At 53.2% G+C, this 25251-nt stretch carries 23 protein-coding genes; 11 read left to right on the plus strand and 12 right to left on the minus strand.

Going from position 1 to position 25251, the window contains the following annotated elements; genetic code table 11:
* Positions 1-4 precede the first annotated feature (4 nt).
* Together ispA and xseB are read right to left on the minus strand one after the other, a co-directional pair.
* Complete coding sequence (gene ispA / locus HFD95_RS03675) at positions 5-904, minus strand: (2E,6E)-farnesyl diphosphate synthase (RefSeq protein WP_122459138.1); 900 nt, start codon at positions 902-904, stop codon at positions 5-7.
* The gene (gene xseB / locus HFD95_RS03680; protein WP_010255382.1) at positions 904-1146 is read right to left on the minus strand and encodes an exodeoxyribonuclease VII small subunit; all 243 of its coding nucleotides are present in this window, start codon (positions 1144-1146) and stop codon (positions 904-906) included. Before xseB ends, ispA begins: the two co-directional genes overlap by 1 nt.
* 235 nt (positions 1147-1381) lie before the next feature.
* Between xseB and thiI the strand changes: the two genes are divergently transcribed.
* Entirely contained in the window at positions 1382-2830 is a 1449-nt protein-coding gene (gene thiI, locus HFD95_RS03685; protein ID WP_033766637.1) for a tRNA uracil 4-sulfurtransferase ThiI, read from the plus strand.
* Positions 2831-2910: 80 nt separating this feature from the next.
* On the opposite strand, the gene yajL is transcribed toward thiI, so the two are convergent.
* Positions 2911-3507 (minus strand): protein deglycase YajL, encoded by a 597-nt coding sequence (gene yajL / locus HFD95_RS03690; protein ID WP_010671202.1) that lies wholly within the window; start codon positions 3505-3507, stop codon positions 2911-2913.
* Positions 3461-4381, minus strand: a complete 921-nt coding sequence (panE, locus tag HFD95_RS03695) for a 2-dehydropantoate 2-reductase (protein ID WP_033756769.1) — start codon at positions 4379-4381, stop codon at positions 3461-3463. Before panE ends, yajL begins: the two co-directional genes overlap by 47 nt.
* Positions 4382-4516: 135 nt before the next feature.
* On the opposite strand from panE, the gene HFD95_RS03700 reads away from it, so the two are divergent.
* Positions 4517-5008: a YajQ family cyclic di-GMP-binding protein gene (locus HFD95_RS03700; RefSeq protein ID WP_003852530.1), complete on the plus strand. Its 492-nt coding sequence runs from the start codon at positions 4517-4519 to the stop codon at positions 5006-5008.
* A gap of 685 nt (positions 5009-5693) precedes the next feature.
* Here HFD95_RS03700 and HFD95_RS03705 read toward each other — a convergent pair.
* From HFD95_RS03705 to HFD95_RS03740, 8 genes are all read right to left on the minus strand, one after another.
* The gene (locus HFD95_RS03705) at positions 5694-7058 is read right to left on the minus strand and encodes an MFS transporter (RefSeq protein WP_010255391.1); all 1365 of its coding nucleotides are present in this window, start codon (positions 7056-7058) and stop codon (positions 5694-5696) included.
* A gap of 132 nt (positions 7059-7190) precedes the next feature.
* The gene (cyoE, locus tag HFD95_RS03710; RefSeq protein ID WP_010255394.1) at positions 7191-8078 is read right to left on the minus strand and encodes a heme o synthase; all 888 of its coding nucleotides are present in this window, start codon (positions 8076-8078) and stop codon (positions 7191-7193) included.
* Positions 8079-8091: 13 nt separating this feature from the next.
* A complete protein-coding gene (locus tag HFD95_RS03715; protein WP_008924889.1) occupies positions 8092-8421 on the minus strand; it encodes a cytochrome o ubiquinol oxidase subunit IV in 330 nt (109 codons plus the stop codon).
* Positions 8421-9038 carry a cytochrome o ubiquinol oxidase subunit III gene (locus HFD95_RS03720; protein WP_009091720.1) on the minus strand — a complete coding sequence of 206 codons (618 nt, stop codon included), beginning with the start codon at positions 9036-9038 and terminating at the stop codon, positions 8421-8423. The genes HFD95_RS03715 and HFD95_RS03720 overlap by 1 nt, the downstream gene beginning before the upstream one ends.
* Positions 9038-11020 carry a cytochrome o ubiquinol oxidase subunit I gene (cyoB, locus tag HFD95_RS03725; protein WP_010255400.1) on the minus strand — a complete coding sequence of 661 codons (1983 nt, stop codon included), beginning with the start codon at positions 11018-11020 and terminating at the stop codon, positions 9038-9040. Before cyoB ends, HFD95_RS03720 begins: the two co-directional genes overlap by 1 nt.
* A 4-nt stretch (positions 11021-11024) precedes the next feature.
* Positions 11025-11951, minus strand: coding sequence for a cytochrome o ubiquinol oxidase subunit II (gene cyoA, locus HFD95_RS03730; RefSeq protein ID WP_010255402.1), 927 nt, complete (start codon positions 11949-11951; stop codon positions 11025-11027).
* A gap of 444 nt (positions 11952-12395) precedes the next feature.
* On the minus strand, positions 12396-13886 hold the full coding sequence (ampG, locus tag HFD95_RS03735) for a muropeptide MFS transporter AmpG (protein WP_010255404.1): 1491 nt from the start codon (positions 13884-13886) through the stop codon (positions 12396-12398).
* Positions 13887-13943: 57 nt separating this feature from the next.
* Positions 13944-14522, minus strand: a complete 579-nt coding sequence (locus HFD95_RS03740; protein WP_010255406.1) for a lipoprotein — start codon at positions 14520-14522, stop codon at positions 13944-13946.
* A gap of 286 nt (positions 14523-14808) precedes the next feature.
* Between HFD95_RS03740 and bolA the strand changes: the two genes are divergently transcribed.
* The 9 genes from bolA to HFD95_RS03785 all read left to right on the plus strand — a co-directional run bounded on the left by bolA (position 14809) and on the right by HFD95_RS03785 (position 25224).
* Complete coding sequence (bolA, locus tag HFD95_RS03745) at positions 14809-15123, plus strand: transcriptional regulator BolA (protein WP_008924895.1); 315 nt, start codon at positions 14809-14811, stop codon at positions 15121-15123.
* 293 nt (positions 15124-15416) lie between these two features.
* Positions 15417-16721 carry a trigger factor gene (gene tig, locus HFD95_RS03750; RefSeq protein ID WP_010255408.1) on the plus strand — a complete coding sequence of 435 codons (1305 nt, stop codon included), beginning with the start codon at positions 15417-15419 and terminating at the stop codon, positions 16719-16721.
* 336 nt (positions 16722-17057) lie between these two features.
* On the plus strand, positions 17058-17681 hold the full coding sequence (gene clpP / locus HFD95_RS03755) for an ATP-dependent Clp endopeptidase proteolytic subunit ClpP (RefSeq protein ID WP_010255410.1): 624 nt from the start codon (positions 17058-17060) through the stop codon (positions 17679-17681).
* A gap of 134 nt (positions 17682-17815) precedes the next feature.
* On the plus strand, positions 17816-19087 hold the full coding sequence (gene clpX, locus HFD95_RS03760) for an ATP-dependent protease ATP-binding subunit ClpX (RefSeq protein ID WP_010671205.1): 1272 nt from the start codon (positions 17816-17818) through the stop codon (positions 19085-19087).
* 186 nt (positions 19088-19273) lie between these two features.
* Positions 19274-21628, plus strand: a complete 2355-nt coding sequence (gene lon, locus HFD95_RS03765) for an endopeptidase La (RefSeq protein WP_010255415.1) — start codon at positions 19274-19276, stop codon at positions 21626-21628.
* Between the two features lie 214 nt (positions 21629-21842).
* Entirely contained in the window at positions 21843-22115 is a 273-nt protein-coding gene (gene hupB, locus HFD95_RS03770) for a nucleoid-associated protein HU-beta (RefSeq protein WP_009091701.1), read from the plus strand.
* Between the two features lie 247 nt (positions 22116-22362).
* Positions 22363-24231 carry a peptidylprolyl isomerase gene (ppiD, locus tag HFD95_RS03775; RefSeq protein WP_064689920.1) on the plus strand — a complete coding sequence of 623 codons (1869 nt, stop codon included), beginning with the start codon at positions 22363-22365 and terminating at the stop codon, positions 24229-24231.
* A 140-nt stretch (positions 24232-24371) separates the two neighbouring features.
* Positions 24372-24725, plus strand: a complete 354-nt coding sequence (locus HFD95_RS03780; RefSeq protein WP_167429840.1) for a helix-hairpin-helix domain-containing protein — start codon at positions 24372-24374, stop codon at positions 24723-24725.
* Positions 24726-24825: 100 nt separating this feature from the next.
* Complete coding sequence (locus HFD95_RS03785; RefSeq protein WP_010255851.1) at positions 24826-25224, plus strand: YbgC/FadM family acyl-CoA thioesterase; 399 nt, start codon at positions 24826-24828, stop codon at positions 25222-25224.
* Positions 25225-25251 lie beyond the last annotated feature (27 nt).

The raw sequence follows: 25251 nt of genomic DNA on the forward strand, positions 1-25251 counted from the left end.
GAAGTTATTTGTCGCGTTCAATTATGAAGCTCGCCAGCGCCTGCAGTGCTGTAGTGTTATAAGAGTGCGCAGCGAGCATTTCTAACGTATCAAGTGCTTCCTGATACAAATCCCGCGCTTTAGCTTGGGCATTTTCAAGGCCTAACAGTGAAGGATAGGTGCTTTTTCCCAGATGCTGATCGGCACCCTGGCGTTTTCCTGTCACCGCTGTGTCACCGATCACATCCAGAATGTCGTCCTGCACCTGAAACGCGAGACCAATGGCCTCTGCATAGCGGTCGAGCAGCGGCAGGGCTTCCCGGCCAGCATCGCCCGCCGTTAAGGCGCCTAACCGTACCGCTGAACGGATCAGCGCGCCGGTTTTATGACGATGGATCTGCTCCAGCTGGTCCAGATCCACAGATTTACCTTCCGCCGCTAAATCAAGCGCCTGTCCGCCACACATGCCGGCCACGCCGCTGGCTTTCGCCAGTTCAGAGAGCATCATCAGACGATATTCAGCGCTGACACCGGGCATTGCTTCGTCGGCCAGAATTGAAAAGGCCAGCGTCTGCAGGGCGTCGCCCGCCAGAATCGCGGTATCTTCGCCATATTTAATGTGACATGTTGGCTGCCCGCGACGCAGTGCATCGTCGTCCATTGCGGGGAGATCGTCATGAATCAGAGAGTACGCATGAATGCATTCAACCGCGGCGGCGGGGGCATCCAGACTCGCCGGGTCGGCGTGGAGCATTTCGCCGGTAGCGTAGACCAGAAAAGGACGCAGGCGTTTACCGCCTAATAATGCCCCATAATGCATGGCATTCACCAGAGGAGAACTCTGAAAAGGAAGTGGCTCTATAAAACGCGTCAGCGCGGCATTAACCTGCTGCTGATACGCGTCGAGTAATCGGGCGAAATCCATTAGCTGTTTTCCGGCGTGAAAGCAGTGAGGTCGGCATCTTTATCATCGTTCAGCAGAATACGGACCCGCTGTTCAGCCTGCTGCAGCGTCTGCTGGCCAGTCCGCGCCAGCTGCACGCCGCGCTCAAATTCGTTCAGGGCTTCTTCCAGCGGCAGTTCACCACTTTCCAGACGGCTGACAATCTGCTCCAGCTGCTGCAATGACGTTTCAAAGCTGGCTGGCTGTTCGGCTTTTTTCGGCATATTTCGTGTCGACTCACGGTTGGGACATTATCTCGCAATCGGTCATGGTAGCTGAGACCCTATGATTAGCAAAATAATCAATGCGGCGGCTGATGAAGAAGCAGTCACCTGACAAAGGTGATATACTCCCGCGCCTCGGATGCGGTTGCGCCTTGCAGCCCGCAATTTTGTGATTTTACCAGCTAAGTGCTGCCTGTTTTAGCACTTATTTGCCCAACGAAGCTGTGTCGCCGCCATGAAGTTTATCATCAAGTTATTTCCTGAAATCACCATCAAGAGTCCGTCGGTGCGTTTGCGCTTTATTAAGATTCTTGCCAGCAATATCCGCAATGTCCTGAAAACCGTTAGCGACGAAATCGCCGTTGTGCGTCACTGGGATCACATTGAAGTGCGTTCGAAAAATCCGGTGCTGCGGGACATTATTCCCGATGAGCTGACGCGCATTCCGGGGATTCATCACGTTTTAGCGGTTGAAGATCGTGAGTACACCGATATTCATCACATCTTTGAACAGACTTTAGTGCAGTATCGCGACAGCCTTGAAGGGAAGAGCTTCTGCGTGCGTGTTAAGCGTCGTGGTAAGCATAGCTTCAGTTCACAGGATGTGGAGCGCTATGTTGGCGGTGGTCTGAATCAGCATATTGAAAGCGCCCGCGTACAGCTTAAAAACCCGGACGTGACGGTGAATCTTGAAGTTGAAGAGAATCGTCTGACGCTGGTGACTGCGCGCTACGAAGGTCTGGGCGGGTTCCCGATCGGCACGCAGGAAGATGTGCTGTCACTGATTTCCGGTGGCTTTGACTCCGGCGTCTCCAGCTATATGCTGCTGCGTCGCGGCAGTCGCGTACATTACTGCTTCTTTAATCTTGGCGGTGCCGCCCATGAGATTGGCGTCCGTCAGGTTGCGCACTATCTGTGGAATCGTTTTGGTCGTTCACACCGCGTGCGGTTCGTGGCGATCAATTTTGAGCCGGTAGTGGGTGAGATCCTCGAAAAAGTGGATGACGGCCAGATGGGCGTGGTGCTGAAGCGCATGATGGTGCGTGCCGCCTCGACGATTGCTGAGCGCTACGGCGTGCAGGCGCTGGTTACCGGTGAAGCGGTGGGTCAGGTGTCGAGCCAGACGCTGACCAATCTGCGCCTGATTGATAACGCCTCTGATACGCTGATTCTGCGTCCGCTGATCTCTCATGACAAAGAGCACATCATCAGGATTGCCCGTGAGATTGGCACCGAAGATTTCGCCAGCACCATGCCTGAATATTGCGGTGTCATCTCAAAAAGCCCGACCGTGAAAGCGGTGAAAGAGAAGATCGAGGCTGAAGAGCAGAATTTCGACTTCACGATTCTGGATCGGGTCATTGAAGAGGCGACCAACGTCGATATCCGTACCATCGCTGAGCAGACAGAAGAGGAGGTGGTTGAAGTTGAGACCGTCGCCATGCTGAGTGAGAACGACGTGGTGCTGGATATCCGCTCTATTGATGAGCAGGAAGAGAAGCCTCTGGCACTGAAAGCTACGGAAGTGAAATCGCTGCCGTTCTACAAACTCAGTACGCAGTTTGGCGATCTCGATCAGAACCGGACCTGGTTGCTCTACTGCGATCGTGGTGTGATGAGCCGTCTGCAGGCACTCTATCTGCATGAGCAAGGCTTTAAAAACGTCAAAGTCTACCGCCCGTAGTGACAGTTTAGAGCCAGTCAGCGCCTGTTCAGGTCTGACTGGCTGCATTGCCTTAAACAGAGCGTTTTAACTCAGCGTGTTTACGCCTGATAGTCATAAATGCCGGGAGCAAGCACCAGCTGTGCGGCCACTTCGCGCGCCATCTCTTTTCCCACCAGCAGATCGATCAGCTTCAGCGCAAAATCCATTGCCGTGCCAGGCCCCTGGCTGGTCAGCAGATTGACGCGCGGATCCCAGACCACACGCCGCTCCATCCACTTGTCTGACGGAATGGTCTCTTTTAAGCCGGGAAAGCCAGTCATGTTACCGACCGGGAAGAGATCGTGGGGGATGAGTACCGTGCCTGCTGCTGCGCAGATAGCGGCGACGATCCTTTCATTGAGGTGAAACTGGCGTACCGTTTCGACTAACAGCGGACTGTCACGGAAGGTTTCGGCGCCTTTCAGGCCGCCGGGCAGGACGATGGCGGCGAAATCATTGTCGGCGACTTCAACCAGCGTCACGTCAGCCAGCAGACGAACACCGCGTGAGCAGACGATCTCCCGGTTGCCGTCGCTTTCGACGCTGGCGGTGACAACGTTCAGCCCGGCGCGTACCAGCAGGTCGATGGTGGTGACAGCTTCGGTTTCTTCACTGCCATGTGCCAGGCAAACCAGCACTGATGCGTTCGCGGTCATAATGGGACTCCTTGCGTTTTACAATGTCATACAGACGGGTATTCTCCGTCAGCACCAGGCCGTGCGTCCGGGCGCGGCGCAGCAGAAAACCGCTGATATAGTCGATTTCGGTGAGACGCTGGGCGCGTATGTCCTGCAGCATCGAAGAGGTGTTGGCCGCGGTGCTTTCAATCACGTCGAAGATGATGTCCTGCAGGCTTTCGCTGGCAACGTTCTGACCTTCGCGCTCCATGACCCAGCTGATCTCTTCGCACAGTTGCGCGATCTGCTCCGGATAAGCGCGCAGGGCACCGTTCTGGCACTCATACTCCACGCTAAGCGGATTGATGATGCAGTTCACTGCCAGCTTGCGCCAGCAGGCCGCCCGGATGTTGTCATGCCAGGCGACATCAGGCAGGGCATGATGCAGGATATCGGCGAGATCGCTGTAAGCGGCGCTTTTGCGGTTACCGGGGCCGATGTGGGTAATGCCACTGGCAATGTGTTTAATAACGGTGCCGTCGCGCATCGCCGCATGGGTGGTGACGCCGCGCAGCAGCGGCTGAGTCAGCCCTTTCAGCTCTTCCAGCGTTCCCATGCCGTTGTGCAGCAGGAGCACCGGGCAGTTTTCTGGCAGCACGCTTTCCAGATTTTTCACCGCGGGCGAGACCTGCGGGGCTTTGAGCGTAACCAGCAGCAGCTGGCTTTCTGCCAGAAACAGCGGATCGTTGGCGATAAACGTGCGGTTCGAAATGTTACCCTGTGGATCAATCACATTGGCTGAACAGTAGGGCTGCGGCACCCGCAACCATCCCTGCACCTCATGTCCCTGGCGGGCAAGGGTTGTCATCCAGATCTGACCCAGAGCACCGCAACCTAACACGGTAATTTTCATGCTGCCTCCCGCTGGCGGGCTATCCATCTATTATTTACTGTCACACTGTCATTATAGCGTTGTGTGCAGCCTGATTTTATTTAGCACCTTAAGACGCGTATTATGCATGTCACTTTAGCGTCAGGAGAAGAAGAGATGCCATCTTTCGATATCGTTTCAGAAGTCGATCTGCAGGAAATTCGCAATGCGGTGGAAAATGCCAACCGTGAAGTGTCTACCCGCTTCGATTTCCGCAACGTGAGCGCCGAGTTTGAGCTCAACGAAAAGAATGAAACCATCAAAATCACCAGCGAGTCCGATTTTCAGGTTAAGCAGCTGGTGGATATTTTGCGTGAGAAGTTACTGAAGCGCGGGATTGAAGGCGGTGCTTTAGAGGTGCCGGAAGAGATTGAGCACAGCGGCAAAAGCTGGGCGGTCGATGCCAAACTGAAAAAAGGCATTGAAAGCGACGTGGCGAAGAAGCTGGTGAAGCTGATCAAAGACAGCAAGCTGAAAGTGCAGACCCAGATTCAGGGTGAAGCATTGCGTGTAACCGGCAAAGCGCGTGATGATTTGCAGGGTGCGATGGCAATCGTGCGCGGCAGCAATCTGGGGCAGCCCTTCCAGTTTAAAAACTTCCGCGATTAAGCGGGGGCCGGCTGAATTTCAGCATGAATGCAGTGATAAAAACCCGGCTAAGGCCGGGTTTTTTGTTGTTGAGTTTGGGTGGGCTTCTGTCGCTTTAAACAAGTCGAAATTCTGGAGAGAGTTGGGAGCTGTAGGGCGTCTGTGCGATCGCGCGCTTGCTCAGGGAGCCTGTGCCTTTCGCAAAGACGCAAAAGCGCCATCCATGGCGGCTCAGCGCGGGCGATTACGCACCTCATCCCTGAGGTGCGCCCGTAGCCGGGCCAACGCGTTGCGTTGTTCAAAAACGCTCCCGGCGTTTTTGTCCCTGGTCCGCGATGCTTTGCTACAGGCACAGGCTCCCATCGCCTTGGATTTATGAGTTGTCTGTAAGAAGGCTTGTGCCGGGTTTGGCGCGGTTGAGCCTATGCTGGCCCCCTTGCTTTGAGTTTATAAGCTGTCTGAAACCAGGATTGAGTTGGATTTGAGTCTATTAACAGATTCAAATCCTGGGGGAACTTAGCAGCAACTCAAAAGCTCAGGGGCGCAGGGAACACGGTCAGAGGAGGAAAGCGTCCCGCGCCAGGAACGGCGCGGGCCGAGCGTGCCATGGATGGCGGCTTTTGCGACTTTCCGATCTGACCGTGTTCCCTGAGCCAGCTCGATCCTGAAGCGAAACGAGCTGACGTCATCACTAAACTTTTTTAAGCTAACAACTACCCAGCAGAGCTTCCAGCTCAGGGCGGCTGGTAACCTTGCTATCAATTTTGATGTAGGCGCTTTTCTCTTCGGGCACGATAAACACAGAGTTAACGCCCGGCTGCGCTTTCAGGCGCTGCTCCAGATTCGGCACGGCCAGTGCGGCATCACTCAGCACGATGCGCAGGCTGCTGACATAAGGCGGTTCCTGCATTGTCATGCTGACAAACAGCCAGGCTGCGGCCACCATCGCGCCAACCAGGAATACGGTCTGCGCATCGAAATGACCAAATACCCAGCCACCCATGCTGCCGCCAACGGCCACGCCCAGGAACTGGCTGGTGGAGTAGATTCCCATCGCCGTGCCTTTGTAGCCTGCGGGCGACTCTTTACTGATCAGCGAAGGCAGAATCGCTTCCATCAGGTTGAAGGCGAAGAAGAAGAGCTGAACACCCACCACCAGCGTCCAGAAATGTCCTTCCGCGCCCCACAATACGATCTCAGCAATGACAATCATCCCGACGCAGCCGACAAAGACACGCTTCATGCGGCGCTTCACTTCGGCATAAATAATGAAAGGTACTACGCCGGCAAAAGCGATCAGCATGGTGGAGAGATAGACTTTCCAGTGTTCGGGAGCCGGGAAGCCTGCCTGTTCAAACTGCCCGGGCAACGCGACAAAGCTCGACATCAGCAGGACGTGCAGGCAGAAAATACCGATATTGAGCTTCACCAGACGTGGGTTAGCCAGCACTTTGCGGAAGCTGCCTTTAACCATGCCTGATTCACGGTTCAGAACATGATGGGAGGCCGATGGCACCACCAGCAGAGTGATCACGATACCCAGCGACGCGAGAATCGCAATCATCCAGAACAGCGCATGCAGGCCCAGTGCGTGAGTAACAATCGGGCCGACCACCATGGCGATCGCGAAGGTAACGCCAAAACTGATGCCGATAAACGCCATCGCTTTGGTGCGGTTCTGCTCACGGGTTAAATCGGATAACAGCGCCATCACGGCAGCGGCAATCGCGCCTGAGCCCTGAAGTGCACGGCCCAGAATAATGCCCCAGATGGAGTCGGTGCAGGCAGCAATAATACTGCCCAGGACAAACAGCAACAGTCCGCCAACGATCAGCGGCTTACGCCCGATGCGATCGGAGAGCAGACCAAAAGGAATCTGAAATATCGCCTGGGCAAGGCCATAAATGCCGATTGCCAGGCCAATTAAGGTTTCACTCGCGCCCTGTAATGCCATGCCATAAGTGGTCAGTACCGGCAGGACCATAAACATTCCCAGCATGCGCAGGGAAAAGACCGTACCGAGGCCCCATGTGGCGCGCAGCTCCACCGGAGTCATTTTATTATCGTTCATTCCAACCTCTGTTAATGTGCTGCATTTATTCTAGGGGGCGGGGCAGGGCGGGTAAAACAATAGTTTTTAAGCAGTGGTAACAAAAAGAAAGGGCGCGAAAATCGCGCCCTTTTCATGCTGTATCGGTGCCGGTTACCAGACGTAAGTCAGCAGGTCCTTCGAGGCCGGAGCCATCGAATCCACCGACATCATCACGCTCAGTGCGGTGATGGTCACGATAGAGAAGACAAACAGTTTACGCGCCCAGACACGGTCATCAGCGGTTTTATAACCCGATAACGCCATGCCCAGCCACCAGACGCTGACCGCAGCAGCCACCACCAGATATTTGTAGCCCGCGTAGCCTCCCAGCGTCAGCATCAGCGTGGCAATCATAAACGCCAGGATATAGAGCGTAATATGATTTTTAGCCACGGAAATGCCTTTCACCACCGGCAGAACCGGGATGTTCGCTGCCTGGTAATCTTTAAAGCGGAAGATGGCAATCGCGTACGAATGCGGCATCTGCCACAGGCTAAAGATCGCCAGCAGGATGAGTGCGCCAGCATCAAACTGGTTAGAGACCGCGCAGTAGCCGATAACCGGCGGCGCAGCACCCGACAGACTGCCAATCAGCGTACCGTAAACGGAATTACGCTTCATGTAGAGACTGTAGATGCCCACGTACACCACGAAGCCCATCACCGCCAGCCACATGGCCAGCGGATTAGCACCGAAGTAGAGCAACGCAAAGCCAGCAATACCCAGCACAGTGGCATAAACCAGGCTTACTTTCGCGGAGATGAGGCCTTTTACCAGCACCCGATTCCTGGTTCTCTCCATCTTGATGTCAATGTCGCGGTCGATCACGTTGTTAAACACACAACCCGATGCAACCACCAGTGACACGCCCACCAGGGTGATGAGAAACAGGGCGTAATCCGTGTTGCCTTTGGAAGCCAACAGAAATCCGCCGATCACAGAAATTAAATTCCCGAAAATAATTCCTGGTTTTGTAACTTGCAGGTATTGCTTAAACATTACGCGTGACTCTTTAGTGAGGCATCATGTTGTAGTTGAGGTTCCACATGATCCACAGTGAGCCTACTACGACAATCAGGATGATGATGGCCGAGAAGACAATGGCTACCATGTTCCAGCCACCCTCAGATTTGCTGTCTAAGTGCAGGAAGTAGACCAGGTGAACCAGCACCTGAATCACCGCACATACCAGAACAACACCAAGGATAGTACCGTGAGATGCACTGCCATCCATTACCATCCAGAACGGGATCGCCGTCAGGATGATAGAGAGGATGAAGCCGATCATGTAGGACTTCACGCTACCGTGTGAAGCGCCATGTTCGTTAACAGAATGACTCATTACATGGCTCCCATCAGGTAAACAACGGTGAAGACGCAAATCCAGACCACGTCCAGGAAGTGCCAGAACAGGCTCAGACACATGATACGAGTGCGGTTAGTCGCGTTCAGGCCACGTTTGGAAATCTGGAACATCAGAACCAGCATCCAGATCAGACCTGAGGTCACGTGCAGACCGTGGGTACCGACCAGCGTAAAGAAGCCAGACAGGAAGCCACTGCGATCCGGACCAAAGCCTTCAGCAATCAGGTGATGGAATTCATAGATTTCCATTCCGATGAAGCCCAGACCGAACAGGAAGGTCAGCGCCAGCCAGCCGATAACGGCACCTTTTTGCTCCTTGTTCATGGAGATAACAGCCATGCCGTAAGTGATCGAACTCAACAGCAGCAGGGCGGTTTCTACCAGAACAAACGGCAGCTCAAAGATATCTTTACCTGCCGGGCCACCGGCAGTGTTGTTGACCATGACAGCATAGGTCGCAAACAGGGTTGCGAAGATAATGCAGTCACTCATCAGGTAGATCCAGAAGCCAAAGACTTTATTGGCTCCTGCATCGTGATGCCCATGCTCCGCATGGGCGTCGTGGTGATGTTTAATCAGAGTTTCAGTTGACATTATTTCAGACCTGCTTTGCTGATTTCGTCAAAGTGCTGGTTCTCAATCTTCTGAACTTCGGCAACCGGAACGTAGTAATCCACGTCTTCGTCGAAGCTCTTCACGATCCAGGAAACGATCATGCCGAGGAATGAAACACCCGCCAGCCACCAGATATGCCAGATCAGCGCGAAACCCATTACCGTTGCAAATGCGCAGATGATAATTGCGGCACCGCTGTTTTTCGGCATATGAATCTCTTCATAAGATTCCGGCTGTTTGTACGCTTCGCCTTTCTCTTTCATTTCCCAGAAAGCGTCACGCTCATGCACATGCGGGATGACAGCAAAGTTATAGAACGGTGGTGGTGAAGAGGTTGCCCACTCCAGCGTACGACCGCCCCATGGGTCACCCGTCACATCACGGTTCTGATCGCGGTCACGTACCGAGACGTAGAACATGGTCAGCTGACACAGAATACCCAGCGCAATCAGACCGGCACCGCCCGCAGCTACCACCAGTAAGGTGTGGAACTGTGGATCGATATCCTGGCTCAGACGACGCGTCATACCCATGAAGCCCAGTGCGTACAGCGGCATAAAGGCAACGAAGAAGCCAATGATCCAGAACCAGAATGCGCGCTTGCCCCAGGTTTCGTTCAGGGTGAAGCCAAATGCTTTCGGGAACCAGTAGGTCACGCCCGCCATACAACCGAACACCACACCACCGATGATAACGTTATGGAAGTGTGCAATCAGGAACAGGCTGTTGTGCAGAATAAAGTCAGCACCCGGAACGGCCAGCAGTACGCCGGTCATACCCCCTACAGAGAAGGTTACCAGGAAGCCAACGGTCCACAGCATGGCAGAGTGCATCTGAATGCGGCCCTGATACATGGTGAACAGCCAGTTAAAGATTTTAACCCCGGTCGGAATCGCGATGATCATCGTCATGATACCGAAGAAGGCGTTAACGTTGGCACCCGCACCCATGGTGAAGAAGTGGTGCAACCAGACGATAAACGACAGCACGGTAATGGCGATGGTCGCCCACACCAGTGAGGTATAACCAAACAGACGTTTTTTGGAGAAGGTCGCGGTAATTTCTGCGAACACACCAAACACCGGCAGTACCAGGATATACACTTCCGGATGGCCCCAGACCCAGATCAGGTTGACGTACATCATCATGTTCCCGCCCATTTCATTGGTGAAGAAATGGAAGCCGAGATAACGATCAAGAGTCAACAGCGCCAGGGTCACGGTCAGAACCGGGAACGCAGCGATGATCAGGACGTTGGTGCACAGCGCGGTCCAGGTAAATACCGGCATTTTGAACAGGCTCATGCCCGGTGCACGCATCTTCAGGATGGTCACGAAGAAGTTAATACCGGTTAAGGTCGTACCAATACCTGAAAGCTGAAGGCTCCAGATCCAGTAATCGACCCCGACCCCGGGACTGTACTCCGCGCCGGAGAGCGGCGGATAAGCCAGCCAGCCGGTCTGTGCGAACTCGCCCACACCCAGAGACAGGTTAACCAGGATCACACCGACCGCAGTAAACCAGAAGCTCAGGTTGTTCAGGAACGGGAACGCAACGTCACGTGCACCAATCTGCAACGGAACCGCGATGTTCATCAGGCCAACCACGAACGGCATCGCCACGAAGAAGATCATAATCACGCCATGCGCGGTAAAGATCTGGTCGTAGTGGTGCGGTGGCAGAATGCCCGCTTCACCGGCCGAAGCCATAACCTGCTGGGTACGCATCATAATGGCATCAGCGAAACCACGAATCAGCATGACGAACGCCATGATGATGTACATGATACCCAGGCGTTTGTGGTCGACTGACGTCAGCCATTCAGACCACAGATATTTCCACTTACCAAAATAGGTGAGCGCAGCAACCAGCGCTGCACCACCTATCAGGATAGCGGCAACCGTAACCATGATAATCGGCTCATGGTACGGCACTGCATCAAGTGTTAATTTTCCGAACATCGTATTATTCCTCGGCTCCCGCGGAAGCGGCGTGACTCATGTCCATACCTTCATGTTTTGGCATGTCCATTTTCCCGTGGCTCATCTTGAACTTGTCGATGACTTGCATGAACAGTTTCGGATCAGCTGAAGAGAAATATTCCACCGGGTGATTTTCGCTTGGCACAGCCACTTTCTCGAAATCATCCATGGTGTTCAGCGTGTTAGGGGCTGCTTTAACTTTAGCCACCCACTGCTGGAATTCCGCATCGTCTTTGGTTGCAATGGCTTTAAACTTCATGCCAGAGAAACCACGACCACTGAAGTTCGCAGAGATACCGTCGAAAATTCCCGGCTCATTTGCAATCAGATGCAGCTTGGTCTGCATACCAGCCATCGCATAAATCTGGCTGCCGAGCGTTGGGATGAAGAAAGAGTTCATGACGGAGTTAGACGTGATTTTGAAGTTCACCGGAGTATTTGCCGGGAAGGCAATCTGGTTCACGGTCGCAATACCCTGTTCCGGGTAAATGAACAACCATTTCCAGTCCAGTGCAACCACATCGATCTCAACCGGTTTCACATCAGATTGCAGCGGTTTGCTGGGCTCCAGTGCGTGGGTTGATTTCCAGGTCAGCACGCTGAGGAAGAGAATGATCAGGATCGGAATGGTCCAGACCACGGCTTCCACTTTGTTAGAGTGTGACCAGTTAGGGCTGTACTTCGCATTCGTGTTGGACGCCCGATATTTCCAGGCAAACACCACGGCCATCAGGACTGCGGGGATGACGACGATCAACATCAGGCCAAAGGCAGTCAGTATCAGCGAACGTTGCTCCAGTGCAATCTGTCCTTTGGGATTTAACAATGCACTATCGCAGCCACTCATTAATAAAGTGCCTGCAATTAATGACAAAATCCCCAAACTTTTATTGTATTTACTGAGTCTCATTTAACGACCTCAATGACAAAGGGCTCTATTGTCGTTTAAGTGTGCGCGCATTTTACGGGAAGGTTTATGCAGTGTAAACCAGCTTAAGGATGTGTCAGATACGTGTTGACACCTTTTGCTAAGGGTGTCACAGATGTTGCGCCAGGTGACAAATAATTAACGCAGACAAGCAGTTGGCATCAATATAACAAAAACCAATGGAAGTAACCGTAAAAAAATCAGGGAAAGGAATAACCCTTACTTTTAACTCCCAAATATTTAACAAGTCTGCATCATTTGCGCGATGAAATTTAACTAAAGTAATTGCTCACCGGTTTTTAGTATTTCCGCTACGCCTCCTCAGGTCATATTGTTATTTTTAAAAAATAACACGCGATGATAAATGGCGGCGACTTATCGGGGTGTCATAAAATAAGCCGCAGCCCGTAAACCTATCGATTTCACTTAAGCATCTGATGCAGGCAACGCAGGGGTTCTCTTCAGCGCCCGATAGTCCAGCAACACTCCCGAAAGCACCGCCAGCAGGGAGAGTGTCATACCCAGCTCAAACAGCCGGGTAAGCAGCGGTGTCAGCGCCGTCACGCCCAACGCATTCAGTGCCAGAGCCACCAGCCAGAGCGCCAGCACGCCGCATCCGGCTGCAAACAGACGATTAGTCCAGCGATAGCCATGAGGATAGTAGCTACGTGTCAGAAAATTGCCACTTTGCTCGACCTGATTCAATGTTTGTCGGCAAAAAGCCAGCAGCACCAGGCCCGGCAGACCCGCCATCACCGTGAATGCATAAAAGGTCGGCCAGCCCCAGAGTTCCACCAGCCAGCCCGCCGCCGGGCCCACATAGACCCGACCCACCGCTGAGAGCGCCGACAACAGGGCGAACTGGGTAGCGGAGAACGACTTATTGCACAGCGTCATTAACAGCGCCACAAAGGCCGCGGTGCCCATGCCGCCACAGAGATTTTCAACAAAGACCGCGCTGGCCATGCTCCACAACTGTTTATCGGTCACCGCCAGCAGCCAGTAACCAAAGTTCGAGACAGCCTGCAGCAGACCGAAAATCATTAGCGCCCGGAACAGGCTCAGACGCTGCATCAGTACGCCGCCATAGAGCGCGCCGATAATGGTCGCCAGCAGACCCAGCGTCTTGTTGACCAGACCGACGTCACCGGCGTTGAAGCCCACGCCGCGAATCAAAAAAGTGGTGGTCAGCGAGGCGGCAAACGCATCGCCCAGCTTGTAAAGAATAATCAGGGTAATCAGCAGCCAGGCGTTGTTGCGCTGAAAGAAATCTTTTAGCGGATCGACCACCGCCTGACGCAGTGAATGGGGTGTGGAGATACGGGTATCTGGCTCGCTCGCCACCAGCGTGGCGATAATGCCCGGCACCATCATCAGCGCCATCAGCCAGTAGGTTGCCTGCCAGCCGAGGTAGCGGTCAGCCAGCCACAACGCCAGCCCGCCGGAAATCAGCATTGCCAGTCGATACCCCAGCACGGTAATCGCCGCGCCGCTGCCACGCTCTTCAGGCGGCAGGATGTCCGTTTTCCATGCGTCAAAAACGATGTCCTGTGAGGCGGAGCAGAAGGCAATCAGCACGGCCAGCGCGGCCATCAGGGTAAGATCGCGTCCCGGTTGCAGAAATCCCATCGCGATTATCCCGCCAACCAGCGCCAGCTGACTGACCAGTAACCAGCCGCGACGCCGGCCCAGAAACGGCGGCGTATAGCGGTCCATCATCGGTGACCAGAGAAACTTAAAGACATAGGCCTGGCCGACCAGCGAAAAGAAGCCGATGGTTTTCAGGTCGACATTTTCCACCGTCATCCACGCCTGCAACGTGCCCGATGTCAGGGCCAGCGGCAGTCCGGAAGCAAAACCAAGAAGCAGCAATACGGCGGCGTTTTTCTGGCTGAAGAGGCGAAGATAGTGGTTCATGCGGATCCTGCAGATAACAAAAAGCCCTGCGCAAGGCAGGGCAGAGGAGAGACTGAATTAACGGGCGTTCTGCTTGATGAAGTCGTTGACGCTGGTGTCCTGAGCCATATCCGCGATCACATCGCTCATAGTGGCGTTCACCGCGTTGGTAATCTTCTGGTTATTGGCGTTGAACGCGCCTTCTACGCTGTAAGTCTGGCGGTAGTTTTTAACCTGTTTGTTGCCGTTTTTCGCTGTTGCGATAATAGAGATGTCCGCTTTGGTGGTGATGCTGTAGCGCACATTGCCCTGAGTGACGTCGGCATAGAGGTTGTTCACCACAATCTGCAGATCGACCGCGCCATTAGGACCAATCATATAGCCGCGTGCTGTCATCTGCTTCTCCAGCACTTCCTGCAGCAGGAAGCGCAGGTCACGCGATGACGTTAAGGTCACTAACTGACCATCACGGTTTACTTTTGCCAGCGCCTGATCTTTACGCTGGTCGGCACCGTTGATGCTGACAGTCACGCCCATCAGGCCTGGGTCCTGCTGCGGTAACTGAATTTTAGGCTGGATAGTCAGGGTATTATTGCTGGTTGCACAGCCGGCTAAAATGAACGCAGCCAACAGTGGGAATAACAGTTTTTTCAACATACTTTTTCTCGTTGGTGTCAGGGGGTTGGTTTGCAAAAACTGCGGTCATCATAGCATTGCCCGGCAGTGAAAAAAGCCCTGTTGCCGGGGAAATTGTGTCTGAAACCGTTTTAAGCCTCTTCTCTGACAGGTCGGTTTGCTGTTCGTTTCAGCTGCGTTATTATGCGTGCCGGAAGCGGCCTGACATAAAATGCAATATTTAGCGTCGGCTTGCGGGTAAGCGCACTAAAAGCGACTAAGATTGAATGAGATGGGGCACTGCGCTCGCCATTGAGGAGTAATAGCCATGATCCGCGAACAAATAGAAGAAAAGCTGCGTGTGGCGTTTCAGCCAGCTCATCTGGAAGTGCACGACGAAAGTTACCGGCACAATGTTCCTGCCGGATCGGAAAGTCACTTCAAAGTGGTCATCGTGAGCGACTGCTTTGCAGGCCAGCGCTTTCTGGCGCGTCATCGCCTGATTTATGGCGAACTGGCCGCTGAGTTAGCGGGCAGCGTACACGCCTTAGCCCTGCATACTTACACCCTGAAAGAGTGGGAAGGGTTGCAGGATACCGTACTGGCTTCGCCTAACTGTCGTGGTGCCGGAACACTCGCCTGATCTCCCTTCTCTGAAACGGCCTGCGGGCCGTTTTTTCTGTTATTTAGCGAAAAACGCGATCCCTGGCTCAAAAAAGCAGCAAACCTGCTGAAAAGTGGTGAGTTAGCATCCTCGACTCATTCCAGCGATGCCGCTATAATGCTGCGTCTATTTTTCCGGAATGTCTTCGGGACGCTTCTGGTAACAGGGATCAGGTTCTCTTCACGGAAGCCGTCCCGGTTGTTGGATACGGCGCATTTCACTATGTGTGGTGTCTGAAGTTGACCGAGCACGTGATTTTTTGAGGTAACAAGATGCAAGTTTCTGTAGAAACCACTCAGGGCCTGGGCCGTCGCATTACGATTACTGTCGCTGCTGACAGCATCGAAAGCGCTGTAAAAAAAGAACTGGTTGACGTTGCCAGGAAAGTTCGCATCGATGGTTTCCGTAAAGGCAAAGTGCCGATGAACATCGTGGCACAGCGTTACGGCGCTTCTGTCCGTCAGGACGTGCTGGGCGAGCTGATGACGCGCAACTTTGTTGACGCCATCATCAAAGAAAAAATTAATCCGGCTGGCGCACCGAACTACGTGCCAGGCGAATACAAAGAAGGTCAGGATTTCACCTACGCGGTTGAATTCGAAGTCTATCCGGAAGTTGAGCTGAAAGGCCTGGAAAACATCGAAGTCGAAAAACCTGTCGTTGAAGTAACTGATGCTGACGTTGATACCATGCTGGACACTCTGCGCAAGCAGCAGGCCAACTGGATCGAAAGCGACGCTGCAGCAGGTCCGGAAGATCGTGCCACTATCGATTTCAACGGTTCTGTGGACGGTGAAGAGTTCGAAGGCGGCAAAGCCTCTGATTTCGTTCTGGCCATGGGCCAGGGCCGCATGATCCCAGGCTTTGAAGAAGGCGTTGTGGGTCACAAAGCGGGCGAAACTTTCACTATCGACGTGAAATTCCCGGACGACTACCACGCAGAAAACCTGAAAGGGAAAGATGCGAAGTTCGAGATCGTGCTGAAGAAAGTTGAAACGCGCGAACTGCCAGAGCTGACTGAAGAGTTCATCAAACGTTTCGGCGTTGAAGATGGTTCAGTTGCCGGTCTGCGTACTGAAGTGCGTAAGAACATGGATCGCGAGCTGAAAGGCGCTATCCGTAATCGCATCAAAACTCAGGCAATCGACGGTCTGGTTGAAGCGAACGAAATCGACGTGCCAGCTGCGCTGGTTGACAGCGAAATCGACGTTCTGCGTCGTCAGGCTGCACAGCGTTTCGGTGGCAACGAACAGCAGGCGCTGGAACTGCCACGCGAACTGTTCGAAGAGCAGGCTAAACGCCGTGTTGTTGTCGGTCTGCTGCTGGGCGAAGTGATTCGTACCCACGAGCTGAAAGCTGACGAAGCGCGCGTAAGCACCATGATCGAAGAGATGGCTTCTGCGTATGAAGATCCGCAGGAAGTGATCGAGTTCTACAGCAAGAATAATGAGCTGATGAACAATATGCGCAACGTTGCGCTGGAAGAGCAAGCGGTTGAAGCGGTCCTGGCGAAAGCTAAAGTGACCGAGAAAGAGACCAACTTCCAGGATCTGATGAATCAGACCGCTCAGGCCTGATCACGCATTTAACCGTCTGTGCTAAGCCCGTGACTGCAAAGTCGCGGGCTTTTTTGTGTTTTGCGTCCGGATAGCCACTCTTCGCCGCTATTTGTTTAATAAACAGGCGAATTATTCACGCATCGCTTTTTCCGGGTTAGCGAACAGGGAAAAGATTGTTATGCTTGAAACATGCGTGCAGCATCCCCAGATACAGGGAGTATGCAGAAATAAGAGTGAGGCTGGCTGATTAACCGTCCTGAAGGTGTCGGAAAAAGGCGCGGCGTGGAGTTTCCCGCGCGTCTTACGTAGAATCGGTACAGAATGTTGCCAATGAAATTTATCCAGGAGACGGTAATGTCATACAGTGGCGATCGTGAATATACAGCACCGCACAATGCGCTGGTGCCAATGGTGGTTGAACAAACTTCGCGTGGTGAGCGTTCTTACGACATCTACTCCCGTCTGCTTAAAGAGCGCGTCATTTTTCTGACTGGCCAGGTCGAAGACCACATGGCTAATCTGATTGTGGCGCAGATGCTGTTTCTGGAAGCTGAAAACCCGGAAAAAGATATCTATCTCTACATTAACTCGCCAGGCGGTGTCATCACGGCCGGTATGTCGATCTACGACACCATGAAATTTATCAAACCGGATGTCAGCACTATCTGTATGGGTCAGGCCTGTTCTATGGGTGCTTTCCTGCTGACGGCGGGGACCAAAGGCAAACGTTTCTGTCTGCCAAACTCACGTGTGATGATCCACCAGCCGCTGGGCGGTTATCAGGGTCAGGCGTCAGACATCGAGATCCATGCGCGCGAAATCCTTAAAGTTAAGCAGCGTATGAATGAGCTGATGGCTGAGCACACCGGTAAAACGCTGGAAGAAATTGAGCGTGACACCGAGCGTGACCGTTTCCTCTCTGCAAATGAAGCGGTAGAGTATGGATTAGTCGATTCAATTCTGACGCATCGCCAATAAGACCCGACTTACCGTTGTCCCTGGTCTATAGTTAACAGGACAACGGTACTATTATGGGTTGAATGAATTTCGGCCGTCTCCGCACGGCCTGAGCCGTACGCGGGTATGGCCTGAGAACAAGAAGAGGTTAACTGATGACAGATAAGCGCAAAGACGGTTCAGGAAAGTTGCTGTACTGCTCTTTTTGCGGCAAAAGCCAGCATGAAGTGCGAAAGCTGATTGCCGGGCCGTCAGTGTATATCTGCGATGAGTGTGTTGACCTGTGCAACGACATCATTCGCGAAGAGATTAAGGAAGTTGCCCCGCATCGTGAACGTAGTGCGTTGCCAACCCCACATGAAATTCGCCATCACCTCGATGATTATGTCATCGGTCAGGAAAGAGCGAAGAAAGTGCTGGCGGTTGCGGTTTACAACCACTACAAGCGTCTGCGCAACGGCGATACCAGCAATGGTATCGAGCTGGGCAAAAGCAACATTCTGCTGATTGGCCCGACCGGTAGTGGTAAAACGCTGCTGGCAGAAACGCTGGCACGCCTGCTGGATGTGCCGTTTACCATGGCTGATGCCACCACGCTGACTGAAGCCGGTTACGTGGGTGAAGATGTTGAAAACATCATCCAGAAACTGCTGCAGAAATGCGACTACGACGTACAGAAAGCACAGCGCGGCATCGTTTACATCGATGAAATCGACAAAATCTCACGTAAGTCTGATAACCCGTCGATTACCCGTGACGTGTCAGGCGAAGGCGTACAGCAGGCACTGCTTAAACTGATTGAAGGCACCGTGGCTGCCGTTCCCCCGCAGGGTGGACGTAAGCATCCGCAGCAGGAATTTTTGCAGGTTGATACCTCTAAAATTCTGTTTATCTGCGGCGGCGCATTTGCCGGCCTGGACAAAGTGATCGCCCAGCGTGTTGAAACCGGATCCGGTATCGGCTTCGGCGCGACCGTGAAAGGGAAATCGCAGAAAGCCAGCGAAGGCGAACTGCTTGCGCAGTGTGAACCAGAAGATTTGATCAAATTTGGTCTGATCCCTGAGTTCATCGGTCGTCTGCCTGTTGTTGCGACCCTGAGCGAGCTGAGCGAAGAAGCGCTGATTCAGATTCTGCGTGAGCCTAAGAACGCCCTGACCAAACAGTACCAGGCGCTGTTTAACCTGGAAGGCGTTGAGCTGGAGTTCCGTGACGAGGCGTTAACCGCCATTGCTAAGAAAGCGATGTCACGTAAAACCGGTGCACGTGGTCTGCGTTCAATTGTAGAAGGCGCGTTACTGGAAACGATGTATGACCTGCCTTCCATGGACGACGTGGAAAAAGTAGTGATTGATGAATCAGTTATTGAAGGTCAGTCTGAGCCCATGTTGATCTACGGTAAGCATGAAGCCCAGGCATCTGGCGAATAATTAAACAGATCGTCCATCTTGTCGTAATAAAAAAGGGGAAAATGTTTCCCCTTTTGCTTTTCTCGCCTCTGTGACGTTGAATGTCGGACAATCATCCCCATATACTCAGATACCTGTGGGTTTAACTGCATACCTGCCTGATGCGGTTCCCATCACCTGGCGGACATTAAACAAAGAGAGAGCTCTATGAATCCTGAGCGTTCTGAACGCATTGAAATCCCCGTGTTGCCGCTGCGCGACGTGGTGGTTTATCCGCACATGGTAATTCCGTTGTTTGTTGGCCGGGAAAAATCAATTCGGTGCCTTGAAGCCGCAATGGATCATGATAAAAAAATCATGCTGGTCGCACAGAAAGAGGCTTCAACGGATGAACCTGGCATTAACGATCTCTTCTCAGTAGGGACCGTTGCATCAGTATTACAAATGCTGAAACTGCCGGATGGCACCGTCAAAGTCCTGGTCGAAGGTTTACAGCGCGCCCACATTACGACGCTGGCCGATAACGGTGACCATTTTGTGGCACAAGCTGAATATCTGGTTTCGCCAGAGATCGAAGAGCGCGAGCAGGAAGTGCTGGTGCGCACGGCGATCAATCAGTTTGAAGGCTACATAAAACTCAACAAGAAGATCCCACCCGAGGTTTTAACCTCGCTGAACAACATTGACGATGCGGCCCGCCTTGCCGACACCGTCGCAGCACATATGCCACTGAAGCTGGCAGACAAACAGTCTGTGCTGGAGATGTCCGACGTCAACGAACGTCTGGAATATCTGATGGCGATGATGGAATCTGAAATCGATCTGCTGCAGGTTGAGAAGCGCATTCGCAACCGTGTTAAGAAGCAGATGGAGAAGAGCCAGCGCGAGTACTATCTGAATGAGCAGATGAAGGCGATTCAGAAAGAGCTGGGCGAGATGGACGACGCGCCCGACGAGTACGAAGCGTTAAAACGCAAAATCGACGCGGCAAAAATGCCGGAAGAAGCGCGCGAGAAAGCGGAAGCTGAGCTGCAGAAGCTGAAGATGATGTCCCCGATGTCCGCTGAAGCAACCGTGGTTCGCGGCTATATCGACTGGATGGTGCAGGTTCCGTGGAACGCGCGCAGCAAAGTGAAGAAAGATCTGCGTAAAGCGCAGGAGACGCTGGATACCGACCATTACGGGCTGGAGCGCGTGAAGGATCGTATTCTTGAGTATCTTGCAGTTCAGAGTCGCGTCAGCAAAATCAAAGGGCCGATTTTGTGCCTGGTCGGACCGCCAGGGGTAGGTAAAACCTCTCTCGGTCAGTCGATCGCCAAAGCGACCGGACGCAAATATGTGCGTATGGCGCTGGGTGGCGTGCGTGATGAAGCTGAAATCCGCGGTCACCGTCGTACTTACATCGGCTCTATGCCGGGTAAATTAATCCAGAAAATGGCGAAAGTCGGGGTTAAAAACCCACTGTTCCTGCTGGATGAAATCGACAAAATGTCCTCTGACATGCGCGGCGATCCGGCTTCAGCGCTGCTGGAAGTGCTTGATCCTGAGCAGAACATTGCGTTCAACGACCACTATCTGGAAGTCGACTATGACCTTTCTGATGTGATGTTCGTTGCTACATCGAACTCAATGAACATCCCGGCACCGCTGCTGGACCGTATGGAAGTGATTCGTCTGTCGGGTTACACCGAAGATGAAAAACTGAACATCGCTAAGCAGCATCTGCTGACCAAGCAGATTGAGCGCAACGCCCTGAAAGCCAATGAAATTACGGTTGAAGACAGCGCGATTGTGGGCATTATCCGTTACTACACCCGTGAAGCCGGTGTGCGTAGCCTTGAGCGTGAGCTGTCGAAACTGTGCCGTAAAGCGGTTAAATCGCTGCTGATGGACAAGACGAAAAAGCACATCACCATCAATGGCGAAAACCTCAAGGATTTCCTGGGCGTTCAGCGCTTCGACTACGGTCGTGCGGACAGCGAAAACCGTGTGGGTCAGGTAACGGGTCTGGCATGGACGGAAGTGGGTGGCGATCTGCTGACCATCGAAACCGCCTGCGTACCAGGTAAAGGCAAGCTGACTTACACCGGTTCTCTGGGTGAAGTGATGCAGGAGTCGATTCAGGCTGCGCTGACCGTGGTGCGTGCCCGTGCCGAGAAGCTGGGCATCAATGGTGACTTCTACGAAAAACGTGATATTCACGTTCACGTACCTGAAGGCGCTACGCCGAAAGATGGTCCAAGTGCCGGTATCGCCATGTGTACTGCGCTGGTCTCCTGTCTGACCGGTAACCCGGTGCGGGCGGATGTGGCGATGACCGGTGAGATCACCCTGCGTGGTCAGGTGCTGCCGATTGGCGGGCTGAAAGAGAAACTGCTGGCAGCGCACCGTGGTGGCATTAAAACCGTGCTTATCCCTGACGACAACAAGCGCGACCTGGAAGAGATTCCACAGAACGTGATTGCCGATCTGGAGATTCATCCGGTGAAACGCATTGAAGAGGTGCTGAATCTGGCACTGGAAAATGCGCCATACGGTATGCAGGTCGTAACAGCAAAATAGTGATTAACGGCAAAAACCGTTAAAAAGCGGAGCTGGCAAGGCAATTGGCGCTTGCCAGCTTTTTTTTGTGCCGTTAATTTAGGTGGCTGCCGACGCGACGTTCTCAGAGAAATTCCGTTGTTTCGGCTCCACAGGCTTGATATAACTTGCTGCGCGTTCGCACCCTGCCGGATGCAGGGTACGATGTGAAATAATAAAAGAGGGGATGAAGAGAGTGAATAAGTCACAATTGATCGACAAAATTGCTGCCGATGCTGATATTTCTAAAGCTGCAGCGGGACGTGTTTTAGATGCATTTATGGGCTCAGTTTCAGATGCGCTGAAAGACGGTGATGAAGTGGCTCTGGTAGGTTTCGGCACATTCTCTGTGCGTGACCGCGCTGCACGTACTGGCCGCAACCCGCAAACCGGTAAAGAGATCACCATCCCGGCCGGTAAAGTACCAGGCTTCCGTGCTGGTAAAGCATTGAAAGACGCTGTCAATTAATAACAACGAATAGATTCATTGACGCATTTTCTTCAGTGGATTAGAGGACGATTAACCCGTTCTCATGTAACATACGGGCACATCAATCAGATGTGCCTTTTTTGTTTTAACCGGTGAGAATCGGGCCGTAAGATGGACCTGGACCGGATTGAGACTGCCAGCTAAGCCAGCAGTTGCGTGAGTCGCCAGCCAATGGCGAATTGCGACCGAGCTTTACATTCACACTACAGCGGAGTGTTGCCATACCATGATGGACAATTTACGCGCGGCGTCGAACCATGTCGTGCTCAAGATTATTTTGGGGCTGATTATCCTCTCCTTTGTGCTGACGGGCGTTGGCAACTATCTGATTGGCGGCAATAACGACTATGCGGCCAAAGTTAACGGCCAGGAGATTAGCCGGGGACAGCTGGAGCAGGCGTTCAACAGCGAGCGCAGTCGTCAGCAGCAGATGCTGGGCGATCAGTTCTCACAGCTGGCCAGCAACGATGGCTACATGCAGCAGATTCGGCAGCAGGCGCTGTCGCAGCTAATCGATCAGGCGCTGCTTGATAGCTACATCAAAGATCTCCACCTCAGCATCAGCGACGATCAGGTGAAGCAGGCTATCTTCAATCAGCAGGCTTTTCAGACCAACGGTAAATTCGACAATGCCAAATATCTGAGTCTGATCAGCAATATGGGCTTCAGCGCCGACCAGTATGCCGAAGCGTTGCGTAAGCAGCTCTCCAATCAACAGCTGATCAATGCCGTGGCTAACACCGACTTCACGCTGAAAGGCGAAGCCAGCAAACTGGTGGACCTGGTTTCACAGCAGCGTGAGATTCGTCAGGCGACGCTGGACGTCAATGCACTGGCGGCGAAGCAGGCCGTTACTGACGACGAAATCAGTCAGTATTATCAGCAGCATAAAACCAGCTTTATGGCACCAGAGCAGTTCCGTGTCAGCTACCTCCTGATGGATGCAGCCAGCATGCAGCAGGATGCCAGCGAGGCCGATATTCAGGCCTGGTACGACCAGCATAAAGCGGACTATTCGCAGCCACAGCGTACGCGCTACAGCGTCATTCAGACCAAAACTGAAGCCGATGCCAATGCGGTCCTGGCGCAGCTGAAAGCGGGTGCCAGCTTCGCTGACGTGGCAAAAGCCAAATCCATTGACCCGATCTCTGCGCGTAAGGGCGGCGATATGGGCTGGCTGGAACCCTCTACGACGCCGGATGAGCTGAAAAATGCCGGTCTGACTGAGAAAGGCCAGATGTCAGGCGTGATCAAATCTTCAGTGGGCTTCCTGGTGGTTCGTCTTGACGATATTCAGCCAGAGCAGGTTAAGCCACTGGATGAAGTGCGCAGCGCCATTGCAGCGAAAGTGAAGCAGGAGAAGGGCGTTGATGCCTTCTACAAAGTGCAACAGAAAGTCAGCGAAGCGGCCAGCAATGACAATGAGTCACTGGCGGGTGCAGAGCAGGCTTCTGGTCTGAAAGCGAAAGAGACTGGCTGGTTCAGTCAGGATACGCTGCCAGATGAGCTTAACTTTGATGCGGTGAAGCAGGCGATCTTTAATGGCGGTCTGGTCGGGCAAAACGGCGCGCCGGGCAACAACTCCGATATCATCACTGTCGATGGCGACCGTGCCTTTGTGCTGCGTATCAGTGAGCATAAACCGGAAGCGGTAAAATCGCTTGAGCAGGTTAAGGCGCAGATCACTGACACGCTTAAGCATGATAAAGCGACGCAGCAGGCGAAAGCTCAGGCTGATAAGCTGCTGGCCGATCTCAAAGCCGGTAAGCAGGATGCGCTGACTGCCGCAGGTCTGACGCTGAGCGCCAGCAAGACCGTTGATCGCAATGCGCAGGATCCGGTGGCACAGACTGCCTTTAACCTGCCTCAGCCTGCGGAAAATAAACCTTCCTGGGGTGTCAGCGAAGATATGCAGGGCAATGTGGTACTGGTGGCGGTTGATAAAGTTAAAACCGGCAGCATGCCGCAGGCGCAGATTGACGAAATGGTCAAAGGCGTCACGCAGAATAATGCCCAGCTGGCGTTTGAAGCGTTACTGCAAAACCTGCGTAAAGAGGCCAAAATTAAGTACGGCGCTGCCGCACAAATGCAGTAAGCCTCGCAGAAACTGCGCAACGACTGTAACAATCAAAGGCCGCATTCGCGGCCTTTTCCATTTCTGAAATCCCGCTTTTGAGCCTTGTGTGCAGTAGTGCCACTCTGTCGCTGCTGTTTACACACAAGGAGAAACACAGCATGGCTAAACCTAAACTCGTTGCCTTTTATCTTTCACTCGCGCTGGGCGGCGCACTCTGTCACAGCAGCGTCTCTGCGGCACCTGAACCTGTCAGCGCAGCCATCACGCAGAGCTCACATCCTGCGTCGAAGCCGGAAGCCGCCGCGCAGCCACAGCAGGATCAGGTCAGCATTAATGAAGCAACAGCCGAACAGCTCTCTGCCGTTATGAATGGGGTGGGGCTGAAAAAGGCGCAGGCAATTGTGAGCTATCGCGAACAGTACGGACCGTTTAGCGCAATTCAGCAACTCAGTGAAGTACCGGGTATCGGCAATGCGTTGATAGAGCGAAATGCGGCCCGGCTGAAATTGTGAAGCAGTACACATCTGTGATGCTTAACCCACGATAGACAGGCGACTCTGCTAAAGTGAACAGGTCCAACCAGTTAATTCACAGCAGCAGGAGAGCATGACCATGCAGACCACCATAAAAGTGCGCGGCTATCATCTGGATGTCTATCAGCACGTCAATAATGCGCGCTATCTTGAGTTTCTTGAGGAGGCGCGCTGGGAATGGCTGGAAGAGGTGGAAGCATTCCACTGGTTGCAGGAACAGAAACTGGCTTTTGTGGTGGTAAACATCAACATCAACTACCGTCGCCCGGCCGTGCTGGGCGACGTACTGACTATCGAAAGTGAGATCACGCAGTTGAATGGCAAAAGCGGCATTATTGCGCAGCGGGTTTTGCTGGCAGGGCAGGAGACCGTGGTGGCGGATGCCGCACTCACTTTTGTCTGTATTGATTTGCGGACTCAGAAGGCGGTTGCGCTGGAAGGGGAGTTGCGTGAGCGACTGATGCGTCTGATGGCATGAGTCGATAAAAAGGCGGCAACCCGGATT

Origin of the sequence: Pantoea sp. EKM10T (assembly GCF_011800685.1) — a bacterium.
In the GTDB taxonomy this organism is placed as follows: domain Bacteria; phylum Pseudomonadota; class Gammaproteobacteria; order Enterobacterales; family Enterobacteriaceae; genus Pantoea; species Pantoea agglomerans.

Excerpts from the sequence above, each read along its gene's own strand:
- cyoE (WP_010255394.1), bottom strand. The coding sequence starts at position 8,078 with ATGTTTAAGCAATACCTGCAAGTTACAAAACCAGGAATTATTTTCGGG.
- HFD95_RS03705 (WP_010255391.1), bottom strand. The coding sequence starts at position 7,058 with ATGAACGATAATAAAATGACTCCGGTGGAGCTGCGCGCCACATGGGGC.
- cyoB (WP_010255400.1), bottom strand. The coding sequence starts at position 11,020 with ATGTTCGGAAAATTAACACTTGATGCAGTGCCGTACCATGAGCCGATT.
- tig (WP_010255408.1), top strand. The coding sequence starts at position 15,417 with ATGCAAGTTTCTGTAGAAACCACTCAGGGCCTGGGCCGTCGCATTACG.
- yajL (WP_010671202.1), bottom strand. The coding sequence starts at position 3,507 with ATGACCGCGAACGCATCAGTGCTGGTTTGCCTGGCACATGGCAGTGAA.
- HFD95_RS03780 (WP_167429840.1), top strand. The coding sequence starts at position 24,372 with ATGGCTAAACCTAAACTCGTTGCCTTTTATCTTTCACTCGCGCTGGGC.
- ispA (WP_122459138.1), bottom strand. The coding sequence starts at position 904 with ATGGATTTCGCCCGATTACTCGACGCGTATCAGCAGCAGGTTAATGCC.
- xseB (WP_010255382.1), bottom strand. The coding sequence starts at position 1,146 with ATGCCGAAAAAAGCCGAACAGCCAGCCAGCTTTGAAACGTCATTGCAG.
- clpX (WP_010671205.1), top strand. The coding sequence starts at position 17,816 with ATGACAGATAAGCGCAAAGACGGTTCAGGAAAGTTGCTGTACTGCTCT.
- bolA (WP_008924895.1), top strand. The coding sequence starts at position 14,809 with ATGATCCGCGAACAAATAGAAGAAAAGCTGCGTGTGGCGTTTCAGCCA.
- HFD95_RS03785 (WP_010255851.1), top strand. The coding sequence starts at position 24,826 with ATGCAGACCACCATAAAAGTGCGCGGCTATCATCTGGATGTCTATCAG.
- ppiD (WP_064689920.1), top strand. The coding sequence starts at position 22,363 with ATGATGGACAATTTACGCGCGGCGTCGAACCATGTCGTGCTCAAGATT.
- lon (WP_010255415.1), top strand. The coding sequence starts at position 19,274 with ATGAATCCTGAGCGTTCTGAACGCATTGAAATCCCCGTGTTGCCGCTG.
- clpP (WP_010255410.1), top strand. The coding sequence starts at position 17,058 with ATGTCATACAGTGGCGATCGTGAATATACAGCACCGCACAATGCGCTG.
- HFD95_RS03715 (WP_008924889.1), bottom strand. The coding sequence starts at position 8,421 with ATGAGTCATTCTGTTAACGAACATGGCGCTTCACACGGTAGCGTGAAG.
- HFD95_RS03720 (WP_009091720.1), bottom strand. The coding sequence starts at position 9,038 with ATGTCAACTGAAACTCTGATTAAACATCACCACGACGCCCATGCGGAG.
- HFD95_RS03740 (WP_010255406.1), bottom strand. The coding sequence starts at position 14,522 with ATGTTGAAAAAACTGTTATTCCCACTGTTGGCTGCGTTCATTTTAGCC.
- thiI (WP_033766637.1), top strand. The coding sequence starts at position 1,382 with ATGAAGTTTATCATCAAGTTATTTCCTGAAATCACCATCAAGAGTCCG.
- cyoA (WP_010255402.1), bottom strand. The coding sequence starts at position 11,951 with ATGAGACTCAGTAAATACAATAAAAGTTTGGGGATTTTGTCATTAATT.
- HFD95_RS03700 (WP_003852530.1), top strand. The coding sequence starts at position 4,517 with ATGCCATCTTTCGATATCGTTTCAGAAGTCGATCTGCAGGAAATTCGC.
- ampG (WP_010255404.1), bottom strand. The coding sequence starts at position 13,886 with ATGAACCACTATCTTCGCCTCTTCAGCCAGAAAAACGCCGCCGTATTG.
- panE (WP_033756769.1), bottom strand. The coding sequence starts at position 4,381 with ATGAAAATTACCGTGTTAGGTTGCGGTGCTCTGGGTCAGATCTGGATG.